Raw genomic sequence first — 12,711 nt, 5'->3', positions numbered from 1 at the left:
CCTTCGTTCCTTTTGCTCTTCACCACTGCTTCCTCGCCGCTTCTCTGACATCGGGGAAGAGAGTCAGAGTGCGGCGAAGAGCAGCAACGAAGAGTCAGAACATTCCTGGAATAATTTCCTCTGCGGTTTCAGCGAATTCGCTCTCTTGGCGGTCCAGATAGTCTTGCCATGCTTTCGCATCCCAGATTTCTGCTCTGTTTCCAACGCCTATGACGCTCAGTTCCTTGTCTAAACCCGCGTACTCACGCAAGGCAGCAGGGATGATCACTCGTCCTTGCTTGTCCGGCACCTCATCGGTAGCTCCTGAAAGCATCACCCTGATGTAGTCCCGCGCTTGCTTGGAAGTGATGGGGGCTTGTGAAAGCTCCTGATACATCTGTTGGAACTGGGCAGCTGGAAACACGTAAAGACAGCGTTCTTGACCGCGAGTGATCACCAAGCCATTGGCAAGCTGATCTCGAAATTTGGCAGGCAAAATCAAACGTCCTTTGTCGTCCAGCTTTGGCTGGTGCGTACCTAGGAACATGCCTACCTCCTCCCAGTGCCTACACTCTACTCCACATTCCTCCACTTTGACCCACTGAATACTCCATTATCGTAAATAATCACTCTAATGGCACAACAAATAGCACTTTTACCTGCGAAAATACTGGTGGAGGAGTTTCGCCGATCACTTATGTGTCGTGGCGTCGGAATGTCTGGCGCCATTTACTCATTCCCACGTACGGGGTCATAAAACCGTAAACGGGGCTGTATACCGCCCCGGCACGTGTCACAACGCCCAGGATGCTGCACTGAGACAATCGTGGGCAGCGGTAAGAAGAAAACGGCGCCGAAAAATCCAGAATGAGGGAGAAGTGTTCATGCATACAGGCACCATTGCCGTAGCATCGAAAGAGCCGCGCGAAAAATTAGATAGGTCTAGTGAGATGCAAGAATGCCCAAACTGGCTATATGCTCAACTAGTTGCGGTCGCGATTTTCCCAGCGATCACGCTGGCGATCCATGAAACTACTGGAATCCGAGCCTGATCTAGGCTGTTTGCGAGGAGCCGTATCCCGATCTCCCTTAAGTGCCCAGAGAACCCCGCCAACCATCAATACAAAACCGATTGTTCCCAGTGTGATTGACAACCACAGTATCTGTGCTGATACTCCACCAACAACGACAGCCAAGCCAACTACGGCCACGATAGATCCTAGAGCTATCCGCCTTGGCGAAAGCCTAGTGGGTTCAGAATCGTTCACCGGCAGAGAAGAAGTCAGAGTATGGGCAAGCTGCGGGTCTTCCTCTTTGAGCCCGCGTTCCATTTGGGCCAAAACTTCCTTTTCATAATCTGAAAGAGCCATTGTCCCCTCCTCTCCAACTGCATGTACTCTAAGTCTAGCAAGAATGAAGGCAGAACCTCCTATCGAGCCGACGACTCCCAGGGCTTTCCCAGGGATGACGCAGGTTGGGCAGCCGAGATGCCAAATTTTTCTTGAACTCGATCCATCGCGGTTTCTACTTCTCGCGGACGAGTATCTTCTTCCAAAGGAACCGGCACCCCTGATGTCAGTGACACCAAACTACTAACGCCCACTCCTGCCAACCGTACACCACCGGCTGGAAGAGCTTCGCGATCAAAAAGCTGCAACACGGCATCTGAAATTTCTCGCCCCACATCTGTTGGAGCAAATAATGTCAACGACCTGGTGATTGTCCGAAAAGAAGCATCGCGGAGCTTGAGGTGTACCGTCCATGCCCTCAACTGACTTGAGCGCAAACGCCGAGCGCATTGATACGCGGCCTGATTTAGGTAAGCGCTCACCTGTACCCTTGACAACAGGTTGCGAGAAAAGGTCTCCTCAGTCGAAATCGACTTTTCGGATTCTCGCTGTCCTACGCGGCTAGTGTCTTCACCCCGCGCACGGCGTTGCAGAGAATATGCTGAGGTTGGCCCAACGATGCGCTCCAGATCCTTGAAATCCCACTGCGCTAGATCACCAAGCGTGTCTATGCCCCGCGCAGTCAATGCCTCACCAGATTTTCGACCTATTCCTGGTAATGCTCCAATCGGCAGCCCCGCCAAAAATTGCTCTGTCGCATCGGCGGGAATCAAAAGCACTCCATTCGGCTTGGCGTGTGCCGACGCAATTTTTGCCACCGTCTTATTTGCAGCAATACCCACAGAAGCGGGCAATCCTAACTGGGTTCTGATTTTTTCTCGCAGATCAACAGCAATCTGCATGGGCGAACCAAATTGCCTTTTAGCTCCAGATACATCCAAATATGCTTCATCAATGCTGGCGGCTTCCATACGAGGCGTGTAGCGACCTAGAAGTTCCATCACACGATGTGAATACGTCGCATAGTCCTGGCGTCGACCTGGAAGTACTGTCGCATTTGGGGCAAGCGCACGCGCACGGGACATCGGCATCCCAGCGCGAACCCCCAGCGCACGAACATCATAGGTGCACGAGGTGACGACACCCCGGTTTCCAAGGCCACCCACGATGAGAGGTACTCCGCGAAGCCTTGGATCAAGAGCAACTTCGACCGAGGCGAAGAAACTGTCCATGTCAACGTGAAGTATGGGCGAAGCTGAATCATCACTTCCCCAGTCTTTCGCTATGCCCGAAGCTCGCGGCGCATTTGACATGTATGTACTCTAACAGCCCCTACAATGATTCCAATGATAGAAGTTATTGAAGACGATTCTGTCGTCTCTTTGTTGGTTGATGGTGCCGAGCAAAGCCGCGTAGATCGAAAGAACCCCGGCTATCTCGAATTTGAGTATATGCAACATATGGATGCGGTTCTTCGAACCCTCTGGCCAGAACCACGTCCCATTCGAGCTGCCCATATTGGCGGAGGACTCTGCGCGCTACCGTGGGCATGGGAAAATCTTCGTCCTACCTCACGACAGGTCGTGTTCGAGGTGGATTCCCACATAGCTGATTTGGCTCGGTTACACCTGCCACTGCCTCGGAAGCCGATACTCAGGATCCGCGTGGCAGATGGCAGGCAGTCGCTGGAGGGGTCGCGGGCGCATCTGGACGTTATTGTGCGCGATGCATTCAAAGGACGTAACGTCCCACTTCATTTATCGACTCTCGAATGGAACCACCTGGCCCAGTCCCATTTGAATGGACTTTACTTGGCGAACACCGCCCACGGGAAGGGTACTGATGCCAGGCCCGATATTGCGACCACTTCCCATGTATTCGCCGAAACAGCTATCATCGGCGATTCTAAGGTCTTGAAAAGTGCCCGCTGGGGAAATCTTGTGGTAGCAGCGACATCAACTCCCGGCTTGATCGACTGGGAGGAACTTGACCGCAAACTACGAAGGCTTCCTCTTCCCGCTCGATTAGTGCGCCCTGATGAAATATCTCGTTGGCTAGGTGGCGCTAGTCCGCTTCGGGATCCACTTCCCACGGCTTAGGGGCACGATGTCGAGGCTGTGCACCTTCGTCATCGTCTGTGTCAGCTGGAACAGTCCCTTCGGCTCCCTGCGCTTGGTGCCGAAGATAGCGTTCAATTGCTTCACCCATTGCCTCTGCAACGTCACTATCAAGCTCGCTATCGTGAGCCTCTTCAGCCGACTCAATAAAAGGAGCATCGCCCCGAATCATTGCATCATAATGCTCTTCTAGAGAACGTACGATGCGTCCGACCTCTGGATTGCCTTCCACAACGCGCTCCACTTCGTCTGCGCTGGCATCGGCGCCACGTTCCAAGTCTCCAATAGGAAGTGACAAGTCAGTCATCTCTGCAAGTTTCGACAGCAGCGCCGACCCTCCACGAGGGAATGTTGACTCTGCCATGTAATACGGTACCGCCGCCACCAGACTGAGACCATGCAGATTCTGTTGCGACAAACGGTGGTGAAGGAACGAGCTCAAGGGTGCCGGGAACCGTAGCACTCCCCCCATTTGTGGCTGCTCTGGAACTAAATCTCCATCGGTACTTTGCACGTGAACTGCAATTGGCCGCGTATGAGGGACTGCCGCAGGTATCCCATGGAAAGAAACCAGAATCTCAACTCCGGCGTTATGGGCTAATTCGGCAACGTCTGCAGCAAATGATTCCCACCGCGCGTCTGGCTCGGGCCCATGTAAAACAAGTATCGGCGTTCCTGCATCATCGTGGACTAAGTCGAGCGCAATTTCTGGAACCGTAACATCGGACGTCACCCAGTCTTCGACAGTCATCACTGGGCGATGCGAACGATAGTCAATCAATTTATCGGTATCGAACGTGGCAACACGCTTGGGAGATAGGGTGCGCAAAAGCTGTACGGTCGCCAGAGTTCCTGCAGAACCTGCATCCATGGCACCCTCAAAATGAGTGACCATGATGGGTGCCTTCGCACCGGCCCCTGGACCGTCTTTATAGAGCTTTTCTTCCATATCCTCCTCCAACTCCCTCAAATTTACCGGTAATGGTTCCTGAATGCGAGATAGCAGGGCCACATTGCGCTACCAGGGGAACCACAACAACAGTTGGCCAAAAGCAGCAAAGGGAGGATAATTGAGAATCCGCCAAAATCATTTCAGGGGGTCACGTGCCGAACACCGAAGTGGGAGAAATCGCTCACGAGCAGGAGTTTGTTGATAGAGCCTACGAGGTCTTAGACCGTCAACGTGCTCAGTTCCGTGCCACGCAACGGCAGGCCGAAGCCCAAGGAGCTTGGGGTACGCCACAAGCGCGCACAGAACGTGACGTCACGGCCGCCCATTATGGAGATCGCGCGGCTCGACTTGAGCGTATTGAAGATCGGCTGGTTTTTGGTCGCTTGGATAATGACGACCAATCAACAATGTATGTTGGTCGCGCGGGACTCAAATCACCTGACGGGACTCGCTTATTGACCGACTGGCGTGCCCCGGCAGCAACCCCTTTCTATCAGGCAACGGGCCTTGATCCCCAAGGGGTTGCGCGTAGAAGGCACATCTCCACTCGAATGCGGACGGTGGTGGGGGTCGAAGATGAGCTACTTAACTCCGAAAAGGCGACTCATCTCCAGTTTCAAGGTGAAGGCGCACTCATGGCAGCAGTCGGAGCGGCACGCGACGGCCATATGGGCGATATTGTCGCGACCATCCAAGCTGAGCAAGACCGTGTCATCAGAGCTGACACTAAGGGGGTGTTGGTTGTCCAAGGCGGACCCGGAACTGGTAAGACTGCTGTAGCGCTCCACAGGGCGGCATACTTGCTCTACAACCAGCGAGAACGTCTTGAGCGTTCTGGCGTGTTGATAGTGGGGCCTACCCGGGCGTTCTTGCGCTACATAGAACGGGTACTCCCCTCCTTGGGTGAGACTGGCGTTGTCTCATTGACTATGGGTGACCTCCTTCCTGGATTTTCAGCTCATGAGATCGATCCTCCGGCAGTAGCCCAAGCAAAAGGAAATCTCGCGTGGATTGATACCCTCAAGAATGCTGTACGGGACTTGCAGCGGCTCCCGAATGAAGATGTTGTTCTCCATCTTCATGGCCGCAAGGCAACGCTAACTATCGATATGGTGCGCGCGGCAAGAACGAGGGCGAGGCGCACAGGCAAAGCCCACAATGAGGCGCGCGACAGTTTTGCTTTAGAGCTGATCGATGGGCTGGCTACTCAACTGGCCAGCGGAGAAACTGATGCCGATACGTTGGCCTGGTGGCGCGATATTGTGCGCGAGTCGAAGGATGCACGCCGAGAAATCAATCTTTGCTGGATGCCCACGACACCCACGACTCTCCTGTCACGTCTTTATGCACGCCCCGACTACCTTACGCGGGTCAATAGGGGACTTAGCACGGAGCAGATCGACCTTTGCCGCCGGGCACCCGGAGAGCCATGGGCAATCGCGGACGTGCCATTACTGGATGAGTTGGATGAACTTCTAGGCTATTCCTCCACGCTTACACGGAAGTCGGCTCCTCATCTAGCCGCTGAGCATTCCCACAATGAAGAAATCGAACGAGCACAGGCAGCCATTAGCGGACAAGACCTTGGCGGTGGTTTAGTCGATGCGGAGACATTGGCACGTTTAGCGCGCGGCGAAGAAGAGTGGAAGCCACTTTCTGAGAGAGCGCGGGAGGACCGCGCGTGGGCTTACGGGCATGTTGTTGTGGACGAGGCACAGGAGCTCACTCCCATGATGTGGCATTCTCTACTACGCCGTTGTCCTTCGCGCTCCTTCACAGTTGTCGGCGATCTTGACCAGGCCCGCGGGAATCGCCCATCGTCATGGTATGAGACTCTTGGCCCCGCTGGTCCCGGCTTGACTGAAGAATGCGTATTGACTATTTCCTATCGAACTCCCCGCACCTTGACCGACTTGGCTCAAAATGTGCAGGAAGCATTGGGCTATCCCGCGCATTTTCCCGTGGTTGCAGCTCGTGACCTGCCCGATGCGCTGGCTATGACACAAACGAATGACCTCGAGGCCGAAACACAGAGGGTTCTCGAAATCGAGTGCGAGCTACTCGACGAAAGCGTCGGCGAAGGTCTAGGGCAAGTTGCGATCATCCTCAGCGAAGAACGCGCACGCACGTGGGGACTTCAGCCAGAGGTGAAAGCGCAGCGGGTGAGTATCCTCACGCCTCTCCAAGCTAAAGGCCTTGAGTTTGACGTCACTATTCTTGTCGAGCCTAGTGAGATTTTGACTGGTGGGCCTGGAGATTTGTTTGTAGCAATGACCCGTTCTACCAGACGATTGCATGCGGTGCATGCCCAGGAGCTCCCCGCAGGCTGGACCGGTCAGGTGGCGGACAACTGAGACCCGTTCGCAGCTTCCTGGCACGATAAGTACCGTGACTAAAGCACTGCTCCTTGAAGATCCGCATGAATACGCCGACGAGCCACTAGTTGACCGTGGAGTTGAGGTAACCCGAATTTCTGGAAGCCTTGACGAAGATGAACTGATCGAGGCATTGAAGGGAGTGAAGATTCTTGGTATCCGCTCAAAGACCCAGGTTAGTGAACGCGTTATCAAGAACTCACCGAAGCTGCGCATTATAGGTGCCTATTGCATCGGCACGAATCAGATTGACCTAGAAGCTGCCCGGCACAGTGGCATATCGGTATTCAACGCGCCATATGCAAATACTCGCTCCGTCGTAGAACTTGCGATTGCCGAAATCATTTCTTTGGCGCGTATGCTCACCGTGCGCACAGAAAGCCTTCACAAAGGCATTTGGGACAAGTCCGCAGCACATTCTCACGAAATCCGTGGTCGCACTCTTGGAATCATCGGCTATGGTTCAATCGGCACTCAGCTTTCCGTATTGGCCGAGGCGATGGGGATGAAAGTAATTTTCTACGACATCGCTGAAAAACTTGCTTTGGGCAATGCTGAGCGCAAGGCCACTATGGAAGAAGTTCTCCGTGAAGCTCATGTGATTTCCATCCATGTGGATGGAGCCAAAGAAAATACCAATCTTTTTGGAGATCGTGAATTCTCGATGATGCGACCGGGGGCACGGTTCATTAACCTTTCCCGTGGCTTCATTGTTGATATTGAGGCGCTGAAGAAGCATTTGGAGTCCGGGCATCTGCGAGGAGCGGCGGTCGATGTGTTTCCCACGGAACCTAAGTCCAATGGTGACCCTTTTGACTCCCCACTCTTAGGCATTCCCAACGTCATCCTGACTCCTCATATCGGGGGTTCGACCGTGGAAGCCCAAGAGGCTATCGGGCGTTTTGTCTCCGGCAAGTTAGTCGACTACCTGCGCTATGGAATTACTGACATGAGTGTGAATCTCCCCAACCTGGCACCACCGCCGCCCGCTAGTTCCAAGAAGCGCTTATGCGTGATTCACCAAAATGTCCCCGGCGTAATGGCTGAGCTGAACTCTGTTTTTGCTGAACACGGCGTGAACGTCGATGGGCAAATGCTGGCCACTGAAGGAGAGTTAGGTTACGCTGTCACCGACCTAGCTCAGGAGTTACCTCAAGAGACCATCGACCATATTCGTGCAATGTCGGCGACAATTAGGCTACGCTGTCTCACGCTATAGCGAAGGAGCATCGTGAATCTGACGGATCAACTTAGGGAGAGCTACGCCCCCGGCGTCCCGTATACCGTTGATGTACCTGACAAGCGAATACACGATCTTCTATTTGATTCGGCGAGCAGGTACCCACGCAGGGTTGCTCTAGATTTCCTCTCACGTCAAACTTCTTACCGTGAGCTCGTTGCCGAAGTACGCCAGGCGGCAACTGTTCTCCATCAGGCTGGTGTGCGGCCGGGTGATCGCGTCGCCTTAGTTATGCCTAACTGTCCGCAGCATGTGGTAGCTATCTTCGCAACGTCTTTGCTTGGCGCCATCGTCGTCGAACATAATCCTCTGGCCCCGGAGAAAGAACTTGAGGAAGAGTTTTCTAGGCATGGCGCCAAAATAGTCATCGCATGGGAAAATTCTGTCGAAAGTCTTTCTTTCCTACCCGCTCACACGACAATTTTTGGTGTCAATCTTGCACAGGCGCTGCCTTCTCTTTCCCGCGCGCTCATTCATCTTCCTATTCCCTCAGTACGTCAAAAGAAACGTATGTTAGGTGCCAAGACTCCTGGTCGAGTAAGAAACTGGGATAAATTGGTGCGAGGTGCGGGCGAGTGGGAAGGAAGCAGCCCCGGCACTAGCACAGATACCGCCTTGCTGATACATACAGGGGGCACTACAGGCGTCCCCAAAGCGGTCATGCTTTCACACAGAAACTTGGTCGCAAATGCTGCCCAGGACGCTGCGTGGGTTCCGACGCTGCATGAAGGCTTTGAGGTTTTTACGGCTGTCTTGCCGTTCTTTCATGCCTTCGGATTCGGAGTATCGCTCCTTGCTGGCATCCGCCTGGGGGCGACAATCGCTGTTTTCCCCAAATTTGATCCCGCTCAGATTCTTCTGAGCCAACGGCGTCTCCCGGCCACATTCTTCGTTGGGGTCCCGCCCATCTACGATCGGCTCTTGACAGCAGCTGAAGAGCTTGATGTTGATCTTTCTTCGATTCGGTTCGCTATCGCGGGTGCTATGCCCATGGATCCCGAGTTAGCGGCTCGGTGGGAAGCGGCGACCGGTGGGTACATGATCGAGGGCTACGGCATGTCTGAAGCCGCCCCGATTATTCTCGGCTCTCCGGTATCACATCTGCGGCGCCCCTCTACGTTGGGGCTTCCATTCCCATCCACCGAAATACGCATCGTGGATCCAGAAGATATTTCGCGTGACATCCCCGACGGAGAAGTCGGTGAACTCTTGGTCCGTGGGCCTCAAGTATTCCAAGGATATTGGAATAACCCGGAAGAAACAGAGCTGGTACTAGTCGATGGGTGGCTGCGCACCGGAGATTTGGTCCGTCTGGTAGATGACTTCGTCGTTATGGCTGATCGCCGCAAAGAACTCATCATCTCTGGTGGCTTCAACATCTATCCATCACAGGTTGAAGAAGCCGTTCGGTCTATGCCAGGTGTTGAAGATGTTGCCGTCGTGGGGATGCCAGGAGGTTCGTCGGGAGAAGAGGTTGTAGCTGCCTTGGTTCTGGAGGCAGGATCATCACTTACCTTGGCAGACGTGAGAGATTGGGCAGAAAAGTCACTGGCTCACTATGCCTTGCCACGTCACATCGTGATCGTCAAGGAGCTGCCACGTTCTCAGATCGGTAAGGTACTACGCAAAAAGGTCCGTGAGCAACTTACGAGTCTTGGTACTGCGGCAAGAGAAGGATTTGAAGCCGCAGCAAAGGAATTTGTCGATCGACTCTCACCGACCGACAAAGACACTGAAAATGATGAGTCTCCACATCCCAACTAGATTTTAAGCTCTAGCTTCAGATGATTCTTCCCTCAGACTCTTGATGGCATCTTCAAAGTCGTCAAGAGATTGGAATGACGAGTAGACAGAGGCAAAACGCAAGTATGCAATTTCATCAAGATTGCGCAAAAAAGGCAGGATGGCTTTGCCAACTTCGTCAGCTGAAACAGTAGATTGCCCTGCAGAACGAAGTCTTTCTTCCACCTGCTGAGCTAAAAGAGCCAGGTCATGGTCTGAGACTGGACGCCCCTGGCAGGCTTTCTTAACGCCAGCCGCAATTTTATCTCTAGAGAAAGGCTCAACGACTCCCGAACGTTTTTCAACGGCAAAACTAGACGTTTCAATAGTAGTGAACCGACGCTTGCAGTTTGTGCACTCACGACGCCGCCTAATAGACGCGCCGTCATCGGCGACGCGCGTATCAACCACTCGTGTATCATCACAGGAACAAAATAGACAGTGCACAGGGCCTCCCAGTTCTTCTACTACAGAACCGTATGGCCACATGTGCCACTTTCGCAACACGATCACTCAACTGGCAGAATTATTTGCTGTCCCGCTACTAGACCATCACCCTCTAATCCGTTGAGAGCTTTAATGTCCTCTATTACATCCAGAATCGGACGCTCAGCTCCGATCGAAGCAGCCAGGCCCCAAAGAGTATCCCCGGTATCAACAGAATGCTGCACTGCCTGACCTGAATAGGTCCCAGGTTGGAGAACCATGCCCACACCTGCACCAAGCGCAACAACTAAGAACAACGCAAAACAATAGGCAATGCACTGGACCAGAATTTTCTTGGCTGTACCGTGCATAGCATCTGTTTGCCTGCGAGCACGGACGGATGGGTGGCGAAGACGAGCCCGCTCCATCTCTATTACGGAAGGTGCCGTTCTAATATGACGCACCGTAGCCTCTACACCGGCCTTAGGCGCACTCTCAACACGCGCCGGTAAATCCGGAACTACCCACAGTTGGGGACGTTGTGCGCCGTCCTGAGGACTCAATGCTGCTGCACTCATCGTGTTTCTCCTGCCGCCTCGAACACATGTTCGTCGAACACTTGTACGATACCTAATTTTTGAGCGAATGTCGAGACTTGCTCGAACATATGTTTCACTTTTTGAGATTTTCGCCTATTCTCAATGAAGGAGGTATCCGATGAAAGACAGACCATTATCCGCGCGGCAAGCACAGATTCTTGATGTTGTCCGCGAAAGCATTGCAAATACCGGATACCCGCCGTCAGTGAGGGAAATAGGTAAAAAAGTGGGGCTGGCTTCCCCTTCAACGGTGAAGCACCATCTGGATGCCCTTGAGAAGCTGGGGCTTCTGCAGCGCTCACCAGGACTGCCTCGCGCCCTTGATCTACGACTATCTGACTCACAAGAAGAATCGTCCCCCACCCCTCCGACAAGTAAAGTGGTCGAAATTCCTGCAGTAGTTTCCGAAGGCGACACCTCAGTGGCACCTCTTGTGGGTCGAATCGCAGCTGGTTCTCCCATCACTGCAGAACAGAGCGTCGAAGACTATTTCTCGCTACCCACACGACTTACCGGCCGCGGCGAACTCTTCGTCCTTGAAGTTCACGGAGACTCCATGATTGACGGGGCAATTTGTGACGGAGATTACGTAGTAGTCCGCGCACAAGCACAAGCGAATAACGGTGAAATCGTTGCTGCCATGTTGGATGGCGAAGCTACCGTCAAAGTTCTTTCAGAGCGAGATGGACACCGCTGGCTACTCCCCATGAACGAAAATTACGCTCCGATTTTTGGAGACGAAGCAACGATCCTGGGTAAAGTCGTCACATTGGTGAGAGCGCTCTAAGCTACAGCACAATGACCAGGTCATGGCTTCAGGACATGCTTGTTGATTGAAGCCATGACGCGTCGCAGCAGTATGACTAATACCCGAAAGACCTGGCTACTTCCCGTAGCTTTTCGGCAGACTGTTGTAGGCCCTGACGTTCATCATCAGTGACGGGCGGAACCAAAACTCGTCCGGCCCCCGAGCGCCCCACAATGGTCGGGGCTGCCATACACACATCACTGATGCCGTGCCAGTCGTTGAGGAGTGTGGAAATGGTGAGTACGCGGGCCTCATCACGGAGAACTGCCCCGGCGATCCGGGAGGCAGCCAGACCTATTGCGTAGTTTGTTGCTCCCTTACCGTCGATAATCGTATAGGCGGAGTTGACAACCTCATGAGCTATTTCATCACGTAGGTCCCTACCAAAAACACGGCCTGAGAGCGTTGTCCCCCATTGAGTAAGAGGAACGTTGCCGATTTCCGCACTCGACCACAGCGGCACTTCAGAGTCTCCGTGCTCTCCAGCCACATATGCGTGGATATTCTGCGTGGCAACACCAGTCTCTTGCGAGACCAAATATCGCAAACGAGACGTATCTAGCACAGTTCCCGAACCAAAAACTTGCGATGCTGGTAAACCAGAAATCTTCTGAGCGACATACGTGACAATATCGACAGGATTGGTAACAAACATGTATACCGCATCTGGTGCCACCTCTTGAAGAGCCGGTACGACCTTCTCCATAAGTTTCACCGTAGACTCGGCAAGCTCAAGACGTGACTGACCGGGACTCTGTTTAGCGCCAGCCGTCACAATCACCAAATCTGAAGCGCGTACTACCTCGATGTCATCCGACCCCACCACTGATCCGCATGGCGTGAATTGAATACCGTGGGCTATATCCAATGCTTCAGCTCGAACTTTTTCGGCATTGATGTCGTACAGGGCAATGTCTCTGGCATCCCCACGAATAGCGGCGGCGTAGGCTACTGCGGTTCCCACGGCCCCAGCGCCAATAACGGCGATTTTTGAGGGCCGTCCAAACGAGGTTGGATAAAGACTGGTTGCTTGGCTTGGCATAGAAGTCCTTCCTGTTAGTTTCCAGTGTCCCATTATTTCCCC

Annotated in this window: 12 protein-coding genes; 5 read left to right on the top strand and 7 right to left on the bottom strand. The window is 53.5% G+C overall.

What is annotated here, in order from left to right; all coding sequences use genetic code 11:
- Positions 1-94: 94 nt before the first annotated feature.
- The 3 genes from mraZ to dinB form a co-directional block, all read right to left on the bottom strand.
- A complete protein-coding gene (gene mraZ, locus FYJ24_RS02300; protein WP_154543173.1) occupies positions 95-526 on the bottom strand; it encodes a division/cell wall cluster transcriptional repressor MraZ in 432 nt (143 codons plus the stop codon).
- Positions 527-962: 436 nt separating this feature from the next.
- Complete coding sequence (locus tag FYJ24_RS02295) at positions 963-1,349, bottom strand: DUF3040 domain-containing protein (RefSeq protein ID WP_154543171.1); 387 nt, start codon at positions 1,347-1,349, stop codon at positions 963-965.
- 59 nt (positions 1,350-1,408) lie between these two features.
- Complete coding sequence (dinB, locus tag FYJ24_RS02290) at positions 1,409-2,641, bottom strand: DNA polymerase IV (protein WP_154543169.1); 1,233 nt, start codon at positions 2,639-2,641, stop codon at positions 1,409-1,411.
- Positions 2,642-2,674: 33 nt separating this feature from the next.
- Between dinB and FYJ24_RS02285 the strand changes: the two genes are divergently transcribed.
- Positions 2,675-3,427, top strand: coding sequence for a spermidine synthase (locus FYJ24_RS02285; protein WP_206192444.1), 753 nt, complete (start codon positions 2,675-2,677; stop codon positions 3,425-3,427).
- Here FYJ24_RS02285 and FYJ24_RS02280 read toward each other — a convergent pair.
- Positions 3,393-4,394, bottom strand: a complete 1,002-nt coding sequence (locus FYJ24_RS02280; RefSeq protein ID WP_154543167.1) for a PAC2 family protein — start codon at positions 4,392-4,394, stop codon at positions 3,393-3,395. The genes FYJ24_RS02285 and FYJ24_RS02280 overlap by 35 nt on opposite strands.
- Positions 4,395-4,549: 155 nt before the next feature.
- On the opposite strand from FYJ24_RS02280, the gene FYJ24_RS02275 reads away from it, so the two are divergent.
- Genes FYJ24_RS02275 through FYJ24_RS02265 form a run of 3 tightly spaced genes read left to right on the top strand, consistent with a single transcriptional unit; the run spans position 4,550 to position 9,776 of the window.
- Positions 4,550-6,751, top strand: coding sequence for a HelD family protein (locus tag FYJ24_RS02275; protein WP_318656467.1), 2,202 nt, complete (start codon positions 4,550-4,552; stop codon positions 6,749-6,751).
- Positions 6,752-6,785: 34 nt separating this feature from the next.
- Positions 6,786-7,991 (top strand): phosphoglycerate dehydrogenase, encoded by a 1,206-nt coding sequence (gene serA, locus FYJ24_RS02270; protein WP_318656466.1) that lies wholly within the window; start codon positions 6,786-6,788, stop codon positions 7,989-7,991.
- A 12-nt stretch (positions 7,992-8,003) separates the two neighbouring features.
- Positions 8,004-9,776 (top strand): AMP-binding protein, encoded by a 1,773-nt coding sequence (locus tag FYJ24_RS02265; RefSeq protein ID WP_318656465.1) that lies wholly within the window; start codon positions 8,004-8,006, stop codon positions 9,774-9,776.
- A 3-nt stretch (positions 9,777-9,779) separates the two neighbouring features.
- Here the strand turns inward: FYJ24_RS02265 and nrdR are convergent, their stop codons facing one another.
- Together nrdR and FYJ24_RS02255 are read right to left on the bottom strand one after the other, a co-directional pair.
- The gene (nrdR, locus tag FYJ24_RS02260) at positions 9,780-10,283 is read right to left on the bottom strand and encodes a transcriptional regulator NrdR (RefSeq protein ID WP_154543163.1); all 504 of its coding nucleotides are present in this window, start codon (positions 10,281-10,283) and stop codon (positions 9,780-9,782) included.
- A 20-nt stretch (positions 10,284-10,303) separates the two neighbouring features.
- The gene (locus FYJ24_RS02255; RefSeq protein ID WP_154543161.1) at positions 10,304-10,798 is read right to left on the bottom strand and encodes a LysM peptidoglycan-binding domain-containing protein; all 495 of its coding nucleotides are present in this window, start codon (positions 10,796-10,798) and stop codon (positions 10,304-10,306) included.
- A 139-nt stretch (positions 10,799-10,937) separates the two neighbouring features.
- Here FYJ24_RS02255 and lexA point away from each other — a divergent pair, with 139 nt between their 5' ends.
- Positions 10,938-11,606, top strand: a complete 669-nt coding sequence (lexA, locus tag FYJ24_RS02250; protein ID WP_154543159.1) for a transcriptional repressor LexA — start codon at positions 10,938-10,940, stop codon at positions 11,604-11,606.
- 76 nt (positions 11,607-11,682) lie between these two features.
- Here lexA and FYJ24_RS02245 read toward each other — a convergent pair whose 3' ends face one another.
- Positions 11,683-12,669, bottom strand: a complete 987-nt coding sequence (locus FYJ24_RS02245; protein ID WP_154543157.1) for an L-lactate dehydrogenase — start codon at positions 12,667-12,669, stop codon at positions 11,683-11,685.
- Positions 12,670-12,711: the final 42 nt, after the last annotated feature.

The organism is Scrofimicrobium canadense (genome assembly GCF_009696615.1).
In the GTDB taxonomy this organism is placed as follows: Bacteria; Actinomycetota; Actinomycetes; order Actinomycetales; family Actinomycetaceae; genus Scrofimicrobium; species Scrofimicrobium canadense.
Note: the sequence above shows the minus strand (reverse complement) of the source record. Positions and strands in the feature narration are given on the sequence as shown.